Genomic DNA, 16,984 nt, shown 5'->3' on the forward strand with positions numbered 1-16,984 from the left:
GCGTATAAGCGCTGATTTTTTTGAAACATTTTTCATGTTTTGAAAAATTTAGACTTATTGCAAGGAGCTGATGATTGAAAAACATTTATTCATTTTGACACATATGAAAAAGCTCGGGACGACCTTTGTCCCAAGCTTTTTTTTGCTTTAAAAAATTTTCCATCCACGATATACTGTCACAAAAGGCTAGATGAAGGAGTAAGTTAGAATGATTGAATTAAGTGGTTTAGATAAGACAGAAGAATTGGCAAAAGTCATCGGTGAAGTGGCACTGCCTGGGGATAATTTAGTATTAACTGGTGACTTAGGAGCCGGAAAAACAACGCTGACCAAAGGGATTGCTCGCGGATTAGGAATCGAACAAATGATCAAGAGCCCCACTTATACAATTATTCGGGAATATGATCAAGGTAGATTGCCACTTTATCATATGGATATTTATCGTGTAGCAGCTAGTGGTGCGGATCTTGGTTTAGATGAGTATTTTGAAGGAGAGGGTCTATCTGTCATTGAATGGGGGAATCTTTTAGAAGAAGCCTTACCAGAAGACTATTTGGAACTGATTTTAGAAAAAAGTGATACAGATTTAGAATATAGATATGTGAAATTGCAAGCATATGGGGAGCAAAGTGAAGCTTTCAAACAACGGATCGTGGAACAATGGAGACAAAACAATGAGTGAAGAGATCTCATTGACCATTCGAGAAGCTCAGCCAAATGATGCCAGTGAACTATTAGCAATGATGCAACAAGTAGAGGAAGAGACTGACTTTTTGGTTATGGATGAACAAGGAATGGAGCTAACACATGAAGCCTTAGCTTTATCCATCGAATATCTACAAGACAGCAATAATAATCTTTTACTCTTAGCTTGTATGGGTCAAAAAATCATCGGGGTTGTTTCTGTTAAAGCAAGCGAACAATACCGCATCTCTCATGTGGGAGAAGTTGGGATCAGCATCTTAAAGGACTATTGGGGTTTGGGCTTAGGAACGATGTTGCTTGAAGAAGTATTGATTTGGGTGAAAGAAAATGGTGTACTTTTTAGACTAGAACTAGATGTGCAAACTCGAAATGAACGAGCGGTTCACTTGTATCAAAAAATGGGTTTTGAAATCGAAGCGCTTATGAAAAGAGGGGCCCGAACAGATGATGGGGACTTTTTGGATGTCTATAGGATGTCTTTATTGATTGACTGATCTTAGATTTAGGAGGAATAGTCAGTTCATTCCTCCTAAATCTAAAGAGTGCAACATAGATTTTCTGAATCATTTGTTTATTTGACCCGTTAGTACTTTATCGGACAGGGTTAGCATTTTTTATTTCTATTTTTCGAAAAACAGTAGATTTTTGGATGTGCTTTGAAGCTGTAATGCACTGTTGCTTTTTTTGATAGAAATATGATTTATTATTGATTTCTCCCGTAAAAATTTGGTTGATAAAGGGATCTTTGTTAAAGTCAACGGTATAGTCATAGTTGACTTTTCTTTGCTTTTTTGTTAAATACCATGAAAATAAATGATCAAAACAATTTGAGACGCCACTGAATTTTTTTATAGTAGCTAATAAAGATTTACGAGCAGTTATCGTAGGATTGGAATTAGTCTCAGGATTAGAACTAACATTTTTCCAAGTGATTTTTTCATAGTATGGATCCCTCAATTTAAATATATCGTATTGACAGTGAAATAATGCTGTTTTGATAGGTGCTTTTATTGCAAGGGTAGTATCATTAGCTACTTTTTGATAGCCAGTATATACATTAAGAGGAAGTAGTTTTTTAGATATAGAGTGATCAATGATTGTCTCTAATATTTCTCTTTTTTTGATAGTTGGTAATTCTGCTTTTGTGTACTTTTTAACTTGATTGTTTAAAAGTAGTTTTTCGCAAAGAGAGGATAAATTTTTTGGCGGAATCAAGACGTAGGAGACAGGAAGTCCATCAATAGGTCTCATTTTATCAACTATTACTGCTTTATAACCAGTAGGGGCTTTATAAATCAATAATCCAGAAGCGCGAAAGCCATCTATTACTCCCATGTTGAGATCGATCTTCGGTTTTTTTAAAAGATAGTGAATTGGGAGAAGCATGAAATCTGTAGGGTCATCATCCCTCATAGTTTGAAGGACATTTGATAGTTCTTCACCATGTCCAAATGTGTAAAATTGCTTACTTCGTTCAAGGGACTGGATGAACTTCTCTTTTTTTGTTGCTTCAATAAAAAAATTATCGTGATCTTGTTTCAATGTTTCAATATAAATCGAAAGTAATAAAGGATAATTGGTTTTATCATCACTTGATATCCAATTAACATTATCTTTCAAGCCTAAGGTAAGTGCCCAGATGTCACAGAGACGGTGTAACTCATTAACGTATGGCATATGATACTCCTTTCACTTTTATTGAGTATAGTGTCTCATATCTTACCGTTGTATCGAGGACATCTTTTCAAATAATCAGAAAAAATTGGTGAATGGTTGGAATGAAGGGGATAAAGGTTAGAAAAGGCGATCAAAAAATCCATGGTTACCTGTAAAAAGCAACCATAGATTTTTTGTCTACCTGTTTTTTAGTAGCTCATTTTAGGGTAACTAATTTTTTCAAAGGATCTGTTCCAAAGTGTTTTTCTTGATAAAGTAAAATCTCTGCACAGGCACGACTGTCTTCTAATGCATCATGGTGATTCGCTAAAGTGATATTTAAATTTTCACAGACAGTATTCAATCGATGATTTGGCATCTCTGGAAATAAACGACGACTGGTTTTTACCGTACATAAAGATAAATAATGAGGTTGGAGCAAATTGTAATAATCTAAACAACCAGCTAGAACTTTCGTATCAAAAGCTGCGTTATGAGCGACGACTAAGCGGTTTTTTTGGAAATAATGTTGAATCGTTTGCCAAACTTCAGGAAATTTGGGTGCAGTACGAACATCTTCTTGATGAATACCGTGAATTTGAACATTTCTCCAGAAAAAAGGTGTTTCTGGCTGGATGAGTGTGTAATATTCATCAACGATTTGGCTATTTTGGACCATAACCAATGCTAATGAACAAGCACTGTGGGATTGATGGTTGGCTGTTTCAAAGTCCATTGCAACAAAATTCATGTGCATAAAACCTCCTTAAAAAATAAACACTAACATAAAAAGTGAAGAAAAGAAAGTGATGGATATGTAAAAAAAATCAATCAAATGAAGAAAGGCCACGCTCAAAAAAGAAGCATCTTTGCTGGTCTTTCTTCATTCTCTTTAATAAAAATATTCAGCCCTGCCTAGGATGACGATGGCTAACAATGAGATTATTTCAAGTCTAGTTCTACGGGACAATGATCGCTTCCCATAATCGAGGTATGGATTTTTGCATCTATCAAGCGTGGCTTCAACTCGTCACTAGTTAAGAAATAGTCGATACGCCAACCTGCGTTGTTTTTTCTAGCATTGAAACGATAACTCCACCAAGAATAAATACCAGTTTGTTCAGGATAGAAATAGCGGAAGGTATCAATAAAGCCATTTGCTAACAAGTGTGAGAAGGCAGTTCGTTCTTCCATCGTAAAGCCAGCATTTTTTTGATTGGTTTTCCAATTTTTCAAATCAATTTCCTGGTGGGCAACGTTTAAGTCGCCACACACAATGACTGGTTTTTGTTTTTTTAGTTCTTCTAAGTAATGGTAAAAGGCTTCTTCCCATTGTAAACGGTAGTCCAAGCGTTTTAATTCATTTTGGGAATTAGGTGTATAACAAGTAACTAGAAAGAATTCAGGGTATTCAAGTGTGATCAAACGTCCTTCTTGATCATGTAAATCAATGCCCATTCCATAAGAGACATTTAGTGCGGGTTCTTTGGCAAAGATCGCTGTGCCTGAATAGCCTTTTCTTTCTGCATAATTCCAATATTGATGATAGCCAGGTAAGTCTAATTCGATTTGACCGGCTTGTAGTTTGGTTTCTTGAAGACAGAAAAAGTCGGCATCTAATTCATGAAAGACGTCTAAAAAATTTTTATTGACGATTGCACGTAGGCCATTCACATTCCAGGAGATAAATTTCAATTAAATACGCATCCTTTCTTTTGGATCTTAGATTAGCATTTGTGGTTCTATTGTACCTTATTTTACTAAAAAATAGTGTAAGATAAGAGTAATGAATGGATTGGAGGAACGAACATGCGAATTGGTGTGATTGGTGTGGGTAATATTGCAGAAAAAGCGTATTTACCTACTTATGCAAAAAATCAAGGAAAGATTGATTTCTACTTTGCGACTAGAAACAAAGAAACGAAAAAACGAATCCATGAAATGTATGGATTTGACCATCTATATGAATCAATTGATGAACTACTGTCTCAGGATATCAAGGCTTGTATGATTCATGCAGCCACAAAGGTACATTATGAATTAGCCAAAAAATGTCTTGAAAATCAGGTGCATGTGTATATCGATAAACCACTCAGTGTTGACCTTAATGAAATCAACGAATTACAAGAACTGGCAGATAAAAATCAAGTTGTCTTAATGGTTGGATTCAATCGACGTTTTGCTCCAATGGTCGAACGTTTGAAACAAGTCCCCGAGAAGCGGCTAATCCAGTTACAAAAAAATCGAATTGCAGCTCAGGAAACAACGGAATTTGTGATCTATGATTTGTTTTTACATCTTGTTGATACGGCGGTATATCTTTTGGACGAACCGATCTTGCGTACGAAATATCAGATCCGTGAAACAAAAGAATTTTTGGAATTTGCGGTTTTACAATTGGAAACAGCCCATCAAACAGCAATTTTAACAATGGATCTTTTAAGTGGAGCAAATAGCGAGAACTATCAGATCACTAGTAAAAGTGGTACTTATGAAGTGGCGGAATTAACGGATATGACGATCCAACGAGCATCTGGTATCGAAATAGAAAAATTTGGCGATTGGGAAAGTACGTTAGTCAAACGCGGTTTTGAGCCAATGGTTCAAACATTTTTCGCAGAGATTAGCAAAGAAAAACCTTCAATGGAAGGATTGAAGCAACAAGGAATCATGCAAAGTCATGCACTTTGTGAAGAAATGCTACGCAAACATACAAGACAACAAATGTGAGGGAAACTGGCAAGTTTGTTTTAAGCGTGATAGAATAATGGGGATGTTTGATATAGAAAGGAAAATCCTCAGTGAATAAAGAAGACTTAGTTAAAAATTTACCAGCACTCAATCTATTGTTTGATGAACCATTGATGAATTACACGTTTACCAAAACGGGCGGTCCAGCGGATGTTCTCGTTTTCCCAAAAACACAAAATGAAGTAAAAGAAGTAGTGGATTATTGCCGAACCCATGATGTACCTTGGATGGTTTTAGGTAATGCCAGTAATTTGATTGTTCAAGATGGTGGGATTCGTGGCATGGTGATCATGTTGACTGAGATGAAACAAATCCGAGTTTCTGGGACGATGGTCACAGCTGAAGCTGGAGCAAAATTGATCGATACGACCTATGCGGCGTTAGATACTTCTTTAACCGGGTTTGAGTTTGCTTGTGGCATTCCTGGAAGTATCGGAGGCGCTGTTTATATGAATGCAGGTGCCTATGGCGGTGAAATCAAAGACGTATTAGCAGAAGTGGATGTTTTATCAGCAGATGGTACGTTGAAAACTCTAACCAACGAAGAAATGGCGTTTTCTTATCGACATAGTAAAATCCAAGAAATGGATGCAGTCGTTTTAGAAGCACGTTTCCAATTAACTGCAGGAGAGCATGAAGTAATCAAAGGGCGGATGGACGAGCTGACTGAATTACGTCAATCGAAACAACCATTGGAATATCCTTCTTGTGGGAGTGTATTCAAACGTCCTGTGGGGCATTTTACTGGTCAATTGATCCAAGAAGCTGGATTACAAGGCTTAAAATGGGGTGGCGCTCAAATCTCTGAAAAACATGCTGGCTTTATTGTCAATATTGATCATGCGACCGCTACGGATTATACAGAATTGATCGCGCATATCCAAGAAGTGATCAAAGAAAAATTTGATGTGTCTTTGGAAACAGAAGTACGCATCATTGGCGAAGCAAAAACAGTGGATGCAAGCATGTAACCATTGCTAGTTGAATGAACTAGCCATCAATGACTACAGTGAGATGTTCAAACTTTTGTGATAAAACAGATAGAAAGAGCTATTCTGTTTAGAAAGGAAGTTAGCTCATGCTAGATAAACATGTTCCTTATGCCGAGATTTGGATGACTCGTCCATTAAGTGACAGTCTCCCTACGCAATCTTTAGCGACTGGGTATCATTTTGAGTACTACCGTCTAGGCGATGAAACCGAATGGGCAAGAATCGAACAATCAGTCGGAGAGTTCGCAACAGAAACAGAAGCACTTGCTTACTTTCAGAGAGCTTTTTTACCTTATCAAGAAGAACTTCAGCAACGAATGCTTTTCGTTGTAACTGATACAGGTGAAAAAATCGCGACTTGTACCGCTTGGTTCAAAAAACGGAGGGATGGAAGCTATCCGCTTTTTCATTGGCTGGCAGTAGATCCGAGACATCAAGGAAAAGGGATTGCCAAAGCATTAACGATCGAAGTATTGCGTATTTTCCAAAAGCTGGTATCTCATGGACCAGTGTATCTGCATACGCAAACTTGGAGTCATCCTGCCATTCAACTATACCAAAAGCTAGGGTTTACGATTATCGCTGAGAATTTTGATGGACGTCCGAATAGCGAGTATCCCTTAGCAATGGACACTTTGGAAAAATTGAATATAAATGCTAAAAAAGACTAACATTCTTTTTGTGGAATAACCGTGATAATGGAAAGTAGAATCAGCTATTTTCTGTGATCATGGTTATTTCGGCTTTCTTTTTCCGACCTACTGGTTTCATTTCAAATAGGTTTAGGCTGAAATGTAAGAATGTATATATAACTATAGGATACAATTATGAATGGAAAACAGTTATTTAGGAAATGAATGACCTGAAGAGGTAAATCTAGACTATAATACATTTAATATTTATTAAAGCTTTGAGAAAGATGAGCCAAATGATATTAAAGGGAGCGATATCATGAAGAAAACAGAAGAAATCAATCAAATTATAGTGGAATTATACGACTTGATTCTTAATAAAGAAGTCAAAGAAAGGGAAAGAGTATCATTAATCGAGGCTAAAAACAAACTAGAAAAACAAGAATATTTTCCAAGAGTAATGAAAGATCTGGAATATCAACTACGCCCTTTAGCGATCAAGAGTCAATTGACACCACCAGTCGCAGCTTTTTATTTAAAAATTTCTACGATAGGGCGATTTGAACAAGAATTAGGTCGAGGATTAGCTTCGACGCCTATCGCTTTTGGACCATTTTTTCAATAAATATCCCCTGAAGCGTGGAACCACTGCTAGCTGGTTTATCTGATCTCTTTAATAAGTGTAAGTAGTACAATTCCTGAACACACTTTATTTGTTTTTATACCCATCAAAAAAGCCTAGGACGTCCTTGCCCCAGGCTTTTAATAGTAGACAATTTTTCTTATACTAGTTTCTAAAGTTATCGATAGAATCACATAAAGAATAATTGATAATAAAATTTTGTTTATTTCGAAGGTGCTTTTCTTCTTTCAGTTCGTGATTCTCTCTTTTTTCTGGGGATGAAGTTACGGATAAAAGTAAACTTCCGATAATCATTCTGACTATAAAGATATCCAAAGATACTAAACGTCAAGGCTCCAATAAAATTGACGAATAGGTCTTTCATCGTGTCAATAATCCCTATGTCAAGATAACCACCAGAAATCACATATTTTTCTGTATTTCCAGCTGAATCTTTATATTCCACGATGGTTTGCTCGATATTAGGGATCGAGTGGACAGTATTGCCATCTTTACTTAACTCCACACTATTGATTTGTTGGACAAGGCTATCTTTTTGCATGTCCAGTTGAAATATATGATCAGCTGAAAATTCAACAAATTCCCACATCACACCGACTGTCATTGAAAAACAAAATGAAACGATAGCTAACAATAATGGTGTTAGATTCATTGTTTTCGTGTTTTTGTTCAGTAAGTAGACAAGTGAAAAACCAACCCCACCAGCTAAAAAACCAGTTAAAGCATGTAAGATAGTATCCCACATTGAGAAATACCCGTAGAAGTCACTTAATTCTCCTAAAACAGTTGAACTAAAAATAAATGAAATAATAATGATTTCTAACATATTCGGGATTTCGATCTTTAACATTTTTTCTAGAAGATAAGGAATTTCAAATAAAACTAGAGTTAGCAATAAGAGAAAAGTATTCCCCATATTTTGCTGAAAAATTTGATCGACTAACATTACTGTAACGATGACCCGTAGAAGAATATAAAACGCATGGGTAATTCTTCCAGCGGTTTTGGTACCATTCATAAAAAACATTTTCAGATAGTTCATAAAATAACTCCTTTATCTATAGTAAAGATTATACTAGGGTAAAAGCGCAAACCAAAATTATTTGTACCAAAACGCCTAAATGAATAAGAAAACAGCCAACAAAAAATAGCAAAAATAGTTATCTAGAGATGCTAGATGAAAAAGTCATTGTTTATTGATAAAAAGAATAAAAAAATAGTTGGAATTGTGAATTTTTTCACTTAAAATAAAGGAGTACTAAAATTTAGGAGGAAAAGAATGAAAAAAGTGCTAAAAAGTTTGGTGGTTATTACATCAGTTTTAACAATGGGAGCTTGTAGTGCAGATTCAAAAGAAAAAACGACGACAAGCACGAAATCATCTGAAAAAACAGAGGTATCTTCAGGTGCATCGGAACAAACGTATACCAACCCAGCTGAAATGAAAGACTCTTATGATATTATCATTGTTGGTGCAGGTGGAGCAGGGATGACAGCTGCGATTGAAGCAAAAGATGCTGGATTGAACCCAGTCATCTTTGAAAAAATGCCAGTAGCAGGTGGGAATACCTTAAAATCTTCAAGTGGAATGAATGCATCAGCCACTAAATTCCAACAAGCTGACGGAATCAATGACTCCAATGAAGCGTTCTACGAAGAAACATTAAAAGGCGGAGGTGGCACCAATGATCAAGAATTACTACACTACTTCGTTGATCATTCAGCCGCTGCGATTGATTGGTTGGATCAAAATGGAATCAAATTGGATAATTTAACAATTACTGGGGGAATGAGTGAAAAAAGAACCCACCGACCTTCAGATGGCTCAGCTATCGGTGGTTACTTAGTTGACGGATTGTTAAAAAATGTACATGAACGTAAAATTCCTATTTTTGTTAATACAGATGTAACTGATATCAAAGAAAATAGTGGTAAAGTCAATGAGGTGACTGTACAAGTCCAAGGCGAAGAGCCAAAGGAAATCAAAGGGAACGCAATTGTAGTGACAACTGGCGGGTATGGTGCCAATCAAGAAGTGATTGAAAAATACCGTCCTGATTTAGCAGGCTATGTCACTACTAACCAAGTAGGCTCAACCGGTGATGGAATCACGATGATTGAAAAACTAGGTGGTCAAACGGTCGACATGGATAAAATCCAGATACATCCAACAGTCCAACAAGATGAAGGCGTCTTGATTGGTGAAGCTGTTCGAGGTGAGGGAGCTATTTTAGTCAACCAAGAAGGACAACGATTTGTGAATGAATTAGATACAAGAGACAAAGTTTCCGCAGCTATTACAGCTTTACCGGAAAAATCTGCTTATTTGATTTTTGATCAAGGAGTAAGAGATCGAGCAAAAGCAATTGATTTCTATGAGCAAAAGGGTTACGTGACTTCAGGAGATGATCTGGCAGAATTAGCTGAAAAAGTAAATGTGCCTGCAGACAATTTGGCTCAAACACTTGAATTTTGGAATAAAGCAGTCGATACTCAAAAGGATGACGCTTTTAATCGGACGACAGCGATGGATAATGGGCTGACAGAACCTAAATACTATGCGATCAAAATTGCCCCAGGTATCCACTACACAATGGGTGGCGTGAAAATCAATACGAAGACAGAAGTGTTGAATAAAGAAAATCAACCGATTACTGGGTTGTATGCTGCTGGTGAAGTAACTGGGGGGCTACACGGGAACAATCGGATTGGTGGTAATTCGGTTGCTGAAATTATTATCTTTGGACGACAAGCTGGACAACAGGCAGCAAAATTCGTCAGTGAAAATTAAGAACGTAAATATAAAGTAAATGGACGGTCAATTAGGAGAAAACTAGCATGTCAAAAGTTAGTTTTCTCCTATACTTTTATCAAACTGTGAAGAACATGCGATCATGGTTCTACTCCTTTACTTTGAATAAATGATTATTTGATAGAAAATAAGTGACTTTTGCAGGTCGTTCCAGATGATAATAAATAAAAATAGAAACGAGTGAAACGAATGAGTCAACAATTATATTCTTTCTTTTTGATAATCGCATTCGTACGATTGTATGTATTAAAAATTTCAAGTAAGCATGCGAACCAATTATTACATGAAGGAGCGATTGAGTATGGAAAAACAACTACAAAATGGTTAGCTATCTTACATACGCTGTTTTATTTTTCTGCTTTCTTTGAGGGAAGCATTCAAAAAACACAAATTAATTGGGTCAGCTGGATTGGATTTTGTCTCATCCTATTTTCGTTTATCATGCTCTTTTGGGTCATGAAATTATTAGGAAAATATTGGTCAGTGAAATTGATCTTTGAACCAGATCATCAATTGATTGAACATTGGTTGTTCCAACGGGTCAAGCACCCCAATTATTTTTTAAATATTTTACCTGAATTGATTGGAGTCGTGCTTCTTTTTCATGCTTATGTGACACTCATTATTTTTATTCTTCCTTATAGTCTCTGTCTCTATCTACGAATAAAAAAGGAAAATCAATTAGTTGCATCTATTAAACAGAAAGAAATAAAGCAGTCATAATAAACTAGCTAAATAAAAAAAGCCGTAGAATCCAAAAATAGTTGCTCCTATTTTTGAAATTCTACGGCTTTTTTTTGATTGCTATTTGCATTTAAAAGTTGGTTATTCTGTTATCGTCAAAATAATCTTTCCGATATTCTTATTCGCTTCCATATATTCATGAGCTTCTTGGACTTGCGCCAATGTAAAGGTACGATCAATAATTGGTTTGACTCGTTGGTCAGCTAGATAAGGTCCAACTACTTGCATAAATTCTTGAGTCAATTGAGCTTTGTACTGATCACTTCGAGGAGTCAACAAAGTGCCGATCAATTGGATTCGTTTGGTGATCAAGGTAGCTAAATCAATCTCTGGTACAATTGTTCCACCTAACATTCCGATCAATACCCAACGTCCATCAATAGCAATAGAAGCTAAATTTTTCTCCCAATAAGAAGCTCCGATGAAATCTAAGATCACGTCAACACCTTTTCCATTGGTAATTCTTGCTACTTCGGTTGAAAAATCCTGTGTTTTGTAATTGATCTGTTCATCTGCACCAAGTTTTTGACAAAAAGCTAGTTTTTCTGATGAACCAGCAGTGACGATGACGGTTGCCTTAGTAAGTTGTTTTGCTAGTTGGATGGCTGCCGTTCCCACACCGCTCGCTCCAGCGTGGATCAAAACAGTTTCACCTTCTTGTAAATTTCCTAGCCAATAGAGTGTTTGGTAAGCTGTTAGAAAAACTTCTGCAATACCAGCCGCTGCAACATTATCCAATGTATCGGGCAGTAGAATTGCACGGTCAGCTGGCATCACTGCGTACTCGGCATAACCGCCTAAATTGACTAACCCACATACCCTTGTACCTGGTACAAAATCTGGGTTATCACTTCGGTTTTCAACCACTTCTCCAGCTACTTCTACGCCAAGAATTGGGTAAGGAGTCTGTTGATTCGTTGTTTCTCGACGCATGATGTCCGTTCGATTGATTGCCGCTGTGTGGACTTTTATGAGTAATTGTCCTTTTTCCGCTATTGGTTTTGGTGCATCGATCTCTTGTAGTACTTCGGCAGAACCGGGATGTTTGATCGTGATGGCTCGCATTTCTTATTCCTCCTCGACTATTTGCTGCAACGCAGTTGAAATTTCCTGCGTTCCTTCAGATAGTACTAGCGTTGTTTTAGTTATAGTTGGTTGTTCCACTAAAGCTGTCAAAACAGCAGCTACTGTTTGACGAGAGACGGTTTTAGCAGTGGCTTCGGTTGGTTTTGCCAGTTGGACTGTAGTAACTTCTTCATTTGTCAATGACACTGGCTGGATGATTACATAATCTAAAGTTGTTTGTTGTTTCAGCCACTCATCAGCATAATGTTTCGTAATGTAGTAATCAATCATAGAATCTGGCCATTTGCTGCGATCCTCGGCAAAAACAGCACTAATCATAAAGTAGCGAGAAACATGTGCTGATTCGGCCGCTATCATTGTCTTGATCGCACCGTCTAAGTCGATCTGCAATAAGTTTTTCCCTTGCGAACCCGCAACAAAAATAACGAGATCACAACCTTTAAAAGCATCTGCCATTTCTTCAATTGTCCAAGTAAGATCGAAAGAAACATAAGTGACATTATCTTTTTTTACTAAAGATTGAGTTGCAACCTCACGTACACCTGCTGTCACTTGATGTCTAGTAGTTGCAAGGTCTTTGATTAAATGCCGACCAATTTGGCCATTAGCACCTACAACAAAAATTTTCATTTTAATCATCCTTTCTTATAATAATCACTATCAATCATAACACTAAACAAAAAAAATGCGAGAAGAAGGTCGTGAACAGAGCGTTCTGACCTGAGCACTCACCAAGTAGAAACTGCGACGAGTAATCGCAGGAGCAATAAGGAGGAAAATCTCGAAACAGCTTTTCATGTTTTGAGATTTTTCGACTTATTGCCGAAGGGTCAGCTCTGAAAACGCCGTGGATAAGGTTGTGAACAGCATTGAGGACTTAGAAGACAATAAGAAAGAATTTTTTAAAATAGCTTCACATATTTTGAAAAATTCAGGCTTATTGCCGAAGATCAGCTCTGAGAACGCCGTGGATAGGATAATAAACAGCATGGGGAACTTAGATGGGACAAATCCAGGCTTGCTCCAAGGAGTAGAAGCTTTCATACTGTTGATGATTTTTAAGTAAAAAACATCCATCTACCAATTTCAACAAAAATTGGGATGGATGTTTTGATTCAAAGAAGATCATGTTCGCTATCAGCTAATTGTCTTATTTAGGTTGGGGTGTCGCATGATCAAACGAAGCAAGACACTACCAACAGCGACTGTAGCAATTCCAGCGATGATTCCTTCTGGAACACCACTCGTAAAGATAACAGCTAAAATAGCAGTATATAACGCATGGATACTTTTTCCGACCACTTGAGCATAATCTTGTTGGAATAAGAAATAGATCATATTCATCACTAGGATCGTATTCACGAAAGAACCAGCTAAGCCTGCTAAAAACAAAGAAACTCCTTGGAATTTATTTTTACTTAACTTTAGTATTCCTTTATAGACAAAATAGGGAACAACACCAATCAATATCCGTGGAATAAAAGCAATCAACAATGCTTTCAAACTTCCATGATCTGTACCAATCACTGGAATGAATGGAGAGAAGACGAATGACAAAGGTGTTTGAATGACCGTACTACGGATCATACTAATCAAGCCGAATGTTCCTCCTAGAAAGCCACCTAAACGTGGGCCTAAAACGATTGATGCAATGATCACTGGGATGTGCATGGTCGTAGCGTTGATTGGACCAATAGGAATAAACCCAAGCGGTGTGACCGCTAATAAAATCATGATTGCTAAAAACATAGCAGTCAAAGCAAAAGTACGTGTGTTTTTCATAATGACTCCTTTTATATTAAGCGTTTCTTTCATTAATCAATTGTACCGTTTGATCAATGATTATTTGGGTATCAGCTAAAGCACCTTTGCCAAAATCACCACAAGCCAACAACGACTCTCTTGGCTCGATTTCTTGATAGCCGATTGATTTTAACTTATTTAAATTCCTTTGATTGAGCGGATGTTGATACATATTTGTATTCATTGCAGGAGCAATCAACTTCGGAGTATCTGCAGGGAGTGCCATTGCAACTGTTGAGAGCAGATCATCTGCTAATCCATTTGCTAATTTACCGATAATATTAGCCGTAGCAGGAGCAATCAAGAACAAGTCTGCTTGTTTTGCCAGTTCGATGTGATTAATCACTGAAGGTTCTTTTTCTTGCATGACATCGGTATGGACGGCACGTTTTGATAAAGATTGTAACGTAAGTGGCGTGATGAAGTGAGTGCTGCTTTCTGTCATGATCACGTCTACTTGGTAGCCAAGTTTCACGAGTTGATTGGTAATATCCGCACTTTTATAAGCAGAGATACTGCCAGTAACCCCCAATAGAATTTTTTTCATAATTGTTTACTCCTTTCATTCCCTGCTAAAATCAAGCTTAACTTTTGTGTTTTAAGAAATAAATCAGAGAATTCTTTTCAGCGTTTCATTGGTTAAAGGAAACTGGTTCTATTATAACCGATGCTAATAATTTAGCAATTTCTTCCTTGGACTGAGCTTCTTTGATTGTTCCGTCTGCCCCTAATAGATAGCCGTGATGGTTTGTTCCGTCGATTTGTGTCAGATCATTCGCAAGGATGTAGTCTACCTGATTCTTCATGATGCTTTTTTTGGCGACTGCTAAAAGTTCTGTTTTTGAAACATCGACTAATAACTTAAAGCCGATGATGGTTGCTTCTGGTTGCCATTTTCTTAGATAGCTGATGATCTTAGGCGTTTTTTTCAAGGCAATTAACAAGTGTTCTGTGTCAGAAGAGATTTTTTCAGCTTTATTAGGATTTATTTCATGGTCTCGGAACCATGAAGAAAGGTGTTCTGGCGTTAGCGGTGTTTGGTCAATGCTCTGTGCCAATTGTTCTTCAGATAGGCTAAAAGCAGGAGTGAAATCGCTCACTGCCATACTATGGATGATGGCATCATAAGAGTCACTTGTCAGTAATCTTTCCAAAGTTTCAAATAAATCTTGAGTGGACTCGATTAGATGAAAGCGAATATTGTCCTGTGACGTTGGCTTGACAGCACTGTTTGTCGTGACATAGTCGATCGTTACTGTTGAATCAGCTACCAATGTTTCAGCAATCTTTTTACCTAACTGCCCAGTCGAATGATTTGTGATTGAACGGACTTGATCAATTTTTTCGCTTGTGCCACCAGCCGTAATCAATATCTTCATTTCATTTCACCTACATTAACTAGTGTTCTTCCCTGATGTTGCCCAGCTAACAATCCTTGAATCACTTTGGGCAATTCCTCCAAGGCGATTTCTTTAACGAAAAGATCATCAGCAATAGCAAGATCAGCTAATTGTTGCCATAAGGAGAAACGTTTTTCATGCGGAACATTGACTGAATCGATACCGATCAACTGGATATTGCGCAAAATAAACGGTAATACAGTAGTGGTCAATTTGATTCCTCCAGCATTTCCACATAATGTCGCAGCACCATCATAGGCGATCAAAGGAAGGAGTTGGGTCAATAAGCCCCCACCAACCGTATCAATGACATAATCGATTTGTTGCTTTCCTAAAGGTTTTGTCTTTTCAGGAAGAAATTCATTTGGGGATAGGACTTCATTCGCTCCTAATTTTTTTAGCCATTCCACCGATTCTTTTTTGCGTGAAAGAGCGATGATCGAAGTAAAACCCAATTTTTTTAAAATTGCCACAGCGGTACTGCCTACTCCGCCAGATGCTCCGGTTACAACAATACGGTCACTCGTCTTCATCCCTTTTGTTATGAGGGCGTTCACACATAAAAGTGCAGTAAAGCCAGCAGTTCCTAATACCATTGCCTGACGAAGTGACAAGGTTTTCGGAAGTGGGATCAACCAATCACCAGAAACTTTCTGGTACTGGCTATAGCCTCCAGGTTGAGTGACGCCCAAGCCATAACCAGTTAGGAGAACAGAATCATCTGTTTTGAAACGTTCATCTCGACTTTCGACAACGGTTCCTGAAAGATCAATCCCAGGTGTCATAGGATAAGAGCGGATGACCCCACCAGATTCACTACTAGCTAGTGCATCTTTATAGTTAACATCAGAATAAGCAACTTTGACCAACACTTCGTTCGCTGATAAAAGAGGCATTTCCTGGTCAATGATCGAAGTATGAAAATGCGGAACATTATTTACTTGAAACGCTTTAAATTTATTCATGTAAAAACAGAACTCCTCTCAAAATTTTTCTTTTATCATACCATAAATCAATCTATTTTATGGTGATTCGCTGATGATTAGTGACTAAAAAAAGTGAAACTTATTCTTTCAAATAAAAAAGATGTTTTTCTTGAAATTTAAAATAAAAAGGGTTGTGTTTTTGATCAAAATTTGTATACTAGTACGAGTGAGAGTAAACTTGATGTTTACTATTAGAAAACTTCATGGAGGAGGAATGAGATGGAAATAGGTGAGAAGTTAAGAAATTTACGTATCCAGAAAAATTTGACACAAGAAGAATTAGGTGAACGTACGGATTTATCAAAAGGCTATATCTCTCAATTAGAACGTGACTTGAGTTCGCCATCCATGGAAACATTTTTTTCGATTCTTGAAGTATTAGGTGTTTCCCCTGAAGAATTTTTCCATCAAGAAACAGTGAATCTACAAGTTGTTTATTCTAAAGAAGATCATACCGTTTATTTAGATGAAGAAAATGGTTATCAACTTGAATGGTTGGTCTCTGATTCGAATGAAAAAGAAATGGAACCTGTTTTACTGACATTCAATGAAGCAGGAAAGTATAAATTATTTGAACCTTCTTTATCAGAAACGTTTATTTTTGTGTTAGAGGGGGAATTAGAGTTAAGCTTAGGTGAAGAGCGATATATTGCCAAAGCAGGTCAATCGATCTATTACCAAGCAACAAAGCACCACCAATTGAAGAATCATCAATCAAAACGTATGAGGGCATTGATTGTCGCTACTGAATCGTACTTGTAATTTTAGGGGGTT

19 protein-coding genes are annotated in these 16,984 nt (G+C 37.2%); 9 read left to right on the top strand and 10 right to left on the bottom strand.

Going from position 1 to position 16,984, the window contains the following annotated elements; genetic code table 11:
• Positions 1-208 precede the first annotated feature (208 nt).
• Positions 209-682, top strand: coding sequence for a tRNA (adenosine(37)-N6)-threonylcarbamoyltransferase complex ATPase subunit type 1 TsaE (gene tsaE / locus AB3I42_RS01310; protein ID WP_010738304.1), 474 nt, complete (start codon positions 209-211; stop codon positions 680-682).
• Positions 675-1,199 carry a GNAT family N-acetyltransferase gene (locus AB3I42_RS01315; protein ID WP_010738303.1) on the top strand — a complete coding sequence of 175 codons (525 nt, stop codon included), beginning with the start codon at positions 675-677 and terminating at the stop codon, positions 1,197-1,199. Before tsaE ends, AB3I42_RS01315 begins: the two co-directional genes overlap by 8 nt.
• A 97-nt stretch (positions 1,200-1,296) precedes the next feature.
• On the opposite strand, the gene AB3I42_RS01320 is transcribed toward AB3I42_RS01315, so the two are convergent.
• The 3 genes from AB3I42_RS01320 to AB3I42_RS01330 form a co-directional block, all read right to left on the bottom strand.
• On the bottom strand, positions 1,297-2,382 hold the full coding sequence (locus AB3I42_RS01320) for a hypothetical protein (protein WP_081123020.1): 1,086 nt from the start codon (positions 2,380-2,382) through the stop codon (positions 1,297-1,299).
• 196 nt (positions 2,383-2,578) lie between these two features.
• On the bottom strand, positions 2,579-3,112 hold the full coding sequence (locus AB3I42_RS01325; protein WP_010719861.1) for a 3'-5' exonuclease: 534 nt from the start codon (positions 3,110-3,112) through the stop codon (positions 2,579-2,581).
• Positions 3,113-3,303: 191 nt separating this feature from the next.
• A complete protein-coding gene (locus AB3I42_RS01330; RefSeq protein WP_010738301.1) occupies positions 3,304-4,056 on the bottom strand; it encodes an exodeoxyribonuclease III in 753 nt (250 codons plus the stop codon).
• Positions 4,057-4,170: 114 nt separating this feature from the next.
• Between AB3I42_RS01330 and AB3I42_RS01335 the strand changes: the two genes are divergently transcribed.
• From AB3I42_RS01335 to AB3I42_RS01350, 4 genes are all read left to right on the top strand, one after another.
• Complete coding sequence (locus AB3I42_RS01335) at positions 4,171-5,091, top strand: Gfo/Idh/MocA family protein (protein WP_010738300.1); 921 nt, start codon at positions 4,171-4,173, stop codon at positions 5,089-5,091.
• Positions 5,092-5,162: 71 nt separating this feature from the next.
• Positions 5,163-6,083, top strand: coding sequence for a UDP-N-acetylmuramate dehydrogenase (gene murB / locus AB3I42_RS01340; RefSeq protein WP_368022206.1), 921 nt, complete (start codon positions 5,163-5,165; stop codon positions 6,081-6,083).
• 107 nt (positions 6,084-6,190) lie between these two features.
• Positions 6,191-6,775, top strand: a complete 585-nt coding sequence (locus AB3I42_RS01345; protein WP_010738299.1) for an N-acetyltransferase — start codon at positions 6,191-6,193, stop codon at positions 6,773-6,775.
• A 280-nt stretch (positions 6,776-7,055) separates the two neighbouring features.
• Entirely contained in the window at positions 7,056-7,361 is a 306-nt protein-coding gene (locus tag AB3I42_RS01350) for a bacteriocin immunity protein (RefSeq protein WP_010738298.1), read from the top strand.
• A 220-nt stretch (positions 7,362-7,581) separates the two neighbouring features.
• Here the strand turns inward: AB3I42_RS01350 and AB3I42_RS01355 are convergent, their stop codons facing one another.
• The gene (locus AB3I42_RS01355) at positions 7,582-8,421 is read right to left on the bottom strand and encodes a hypothetical protein (protein WP_010719854.1); all 840 of its coding nucleotides are present in this window, start codon (positions 8,419-8,421) and stop codon (positions 7,582-7,584) included.
• 237 nt (positions 8,422-8,658) lie between these two features.
• Here AB3I42_RS01355 and AB3I42_RS01360 point away from each other — a divergent pair, with 237 nt between their 5' ends.
• Entirely contained in the window at positions 8,659-10,170 is a 1,512-nt protein-coding gene (locus tag AB3I42_RS01360; RefSeq protein ID WP_081115105.1) for a flavocytochrome c, read from the top strand.
• A 210-nt stretch (positions 10,171-10,380) separates the two neighbouring features.
• Positions 10,381-10,914: an isoprenylcysteine carboxyl methyltransferase family protein gene (locus AB3I42_RS01365; protein WP_010738296.1), complete on the top strand. Its 534-nt coding sequence runs from the start codon at positions 10,381-10,383 to the stop codon at positions 10,912-10,914.
• 102 nt (positions 10,915-11,016) lie between these two features.
• Here the strand turns inward: AB3I42_RS01365 and AB3I42_RS01370 are convergent, their stop codons facing one another.
• The 6 genes from AB3I42_RS01370 to AB3I42_RS01395 all read right to left on the bottom strand — a co-directional run bounded on the left by AB3I42_RS01370 (position 11,017) and on the right by AB3I42_RS01395 (position 16,189).
• Entirely contained in the window at positions 11,017-12,000 is a 984-nt protein-coding gene (locus tag AB3I42_RS01370) for an NAD(P)H-quinone oxidoreductase (protein ID WP_010738295.1), read from the bottom strand.
• Positions 12,001-12,003: 3 nt separating this feature from the next.
• On the bottom strand, positions 12,004-12,651 hold the full coding sequence (locus tag AB3I42_RS01375; RefSeq protein WP_010719849.1) for an SDR family oxidoreductase: 648 nt from the start codon (positions 12,649-12,651) through the stop codon (positions 12,004-12,006).
• Between the two features lie 507 nt (positions 12,652-13,158).
• Positions 13,159-13,803 (bottom strand): ECF transporter S component, encoded by a 645-nt coding sequence (locus AB3I42_RS01380; protein WP_181914600.1) that lies wholly within the window; start codon positions 13,801-13,803, stop codon positions 13,159-13,161.
• Positions 13,804-13,819: 16 nt separating this feature from the next.
• A complete protein-coding gene (coaC, locus tag AB3I42_RS01385) occupies positions 13,820-14,371 on the bottom strand; it encodes a phosphopantothenoylcysteine decarboxylase (RefSeq protein ID WP_181914599.1) in 552 nt (183 codons plus the stop codon).
• Between the two features lie 85 nt (positions 14,372-14,456).
• A complete protein-coding gene (locus tag AB3I42_RS01390; protein ID WP_010738293.1) occupies positions 14,457-15,203 on the bottom strand; it encodes a phosphopantothenate--cysteine ligase in 747 nt (248 codons plus the stop codon).
• Positions 15,200-16,189 (bottom strand): acryloyl-CoA reductase, encoded by a 990-nt coding sequence (locus AB3I42_RS01395; protein ID WP_131773223.1) that lies wholly within the window; start codon positions 16,187-16,189, stop codon positions 15,200-15,202. Before AB3I42_RS01395 ends, AB3I42_RS01390 begins: the two co-directional genes overlap by 4 nt.
• Positions 16,190-16,429: 240 nt before the next feature.
• Here AB3I42_RS01395 and AB3I42_RS01400 point away from each other — a divergent pair, with 240 nt between their 5' ends.
• Positions 16,430-16,972, top strand: a complete 543-nt coding sequence (locus tag AB3I42_RS01400; RefSeq protein WP_368022207.1) for a helix-turn-helix domain-containing protein — start codon at positions 16,430-16,432, stop codon at positions 16,970-16,972.
• The last annotated feature ends 12 nt before the right edge of the window (positions 16,973-16,984 follow it).

The sequence above is a fragment of the Enterococcus sp. C53 genome, from assembly GCF_040887425.1.
In the GTDB taxonomy this organism is placed as follows: domain Bacteria; phylum Bacillota; class Bacilli; order Lactobacillales; family Enterococcaceae; genus Enterococcus_B; species Enterococcus_B hirae.

What these genes read in the sequence shown, in the direction of transcription:
- tsaE (WP_010738304.1), top strand. Translation starts at nt 209, where the DNA reads ATGATTGAATTAAGTGGTTTAGATAAGACAGAAGAATTGGCAAAAGTC.
- AB3I42_RS01380 (WP_181914600.1), bottom strand. Translation starts at nt 13,803, where the DNA reads ATGAAAAACACACGTACTTTTGCTTTGACTGCTATGTTTTTAGCAATC.
- AB3I42_RS01350 (WP_010738298.1), top strand. Translation starts at nt 7,056, where the DNA reads ATGAAGAAAACAGAAGAAATCAATCAAATTATAGTGGAATTATACGAC.
- AB3I42_RS01395 (WP_131773223.1), bottom strand. Translation starts at nt 16,189, where the DNA reads ATGAATAAATTTAAAGCGTTTCAAGTAAATAATGTTCCGCATTTTCAT.
- AB3I42_RS01320 (WP_081123020.1), bottom strand. Translation starts at nt 2,382, where the DNA reads ATGCCATACGTTAATGAGTTACACCGTCTCTGTGACATCTGGGCACTT.
- AB3I42_RS01360 (WP_081115105.1), top strand. Translation starts at nt 8,659, where the DNA reads ATGAAAAAAGTGCTAAAAAGTTTGGTGGTTATTACATCAGTTTTAACA.
- AB3I42_RS01375 (WP_010719849.1), bottom strand. Translation starts at nt 12,651, where the DNA reads ATGAAAATTTTTGTTGTAGGTGCTAATGGCCAAATTGGTCGGCATTTA.
- AB3I42_RS01370 (WP_010738295.1), bottom strand. Translation starts at nt 12,000, where the DNA reads ATGCGAGCCATCACGATCAAACATCCCGGTTCTGCCGAAGTACTACAA.
- AB3I42_RS01335 (WP_010738300.1), top strand. Translation starts at nt 4,171, where the DNA reads ATGCGAATTGGTGTGATTGGTGTGGGTAATATTGCAGAAAAAGCGTAT.
- AB3I42_RS01345 (WP_010738299.1), top strand. Translation starts at nt 6,191, where the DNA reads ATGCTAGATAAACATGTTCCTTATGCCGAGATTTGGATGACTCGTCCA.
- AB3I42_RS01365 (WP_010738296.1), top strand. Translation starts at nt 10,381, where the DNA reads ATGAGTCAACAATTATATTCTTTCTTTTTGATAATCGCATTCGTACGA.
- AB3I42_RS01315 (WP_010738303.1), top strand. Translation starts at nt 675, where the DNA reads ATGAGTGAAGAGATCTCATTGACCATTCGAGAAGCTCAGCCAAATGAT.
- AB3I42_RS01355 (WP_010719854.1), bottom strand. Translation starts at nt 8,421, where the DNA reads ATGAACTATCTGAAAATGTTTTTTATGAATGGTACCAAAACCGCTGGA.
- coaC (WP_181914599.1), bottom strand. Translation starts at nt 14,371, where the DNA reads ATGAAAAAAATTCTATTGGGGGTTACTGGCAGTATCTCTGCTTATAAA.
- AB3I42_RS01325 (WP_010719861.1), bottom strand. Translation starts at nt 3,112, where the DNA reads ATGAATTTTGTTGCAATGGACTTTGAAACAGCCAACCATCAATCCCAC.
- AB3I42_RS01400 (WP_368022207.1), top strand. Translation starts at nt 16,430, where the DNA reads ATGGAAATAGGTGAGAAGTTAAGAAATTTACGTATCCAGAAAAATTTG.
- AB3I42_RS01390 (WP_010738293.1), bottom strand. Translation starts at nt 15,203, where the DNA reads ATGAAGATATTGATTACGGCTGGTGGCACAAGCGAAAAAATTGATCAA.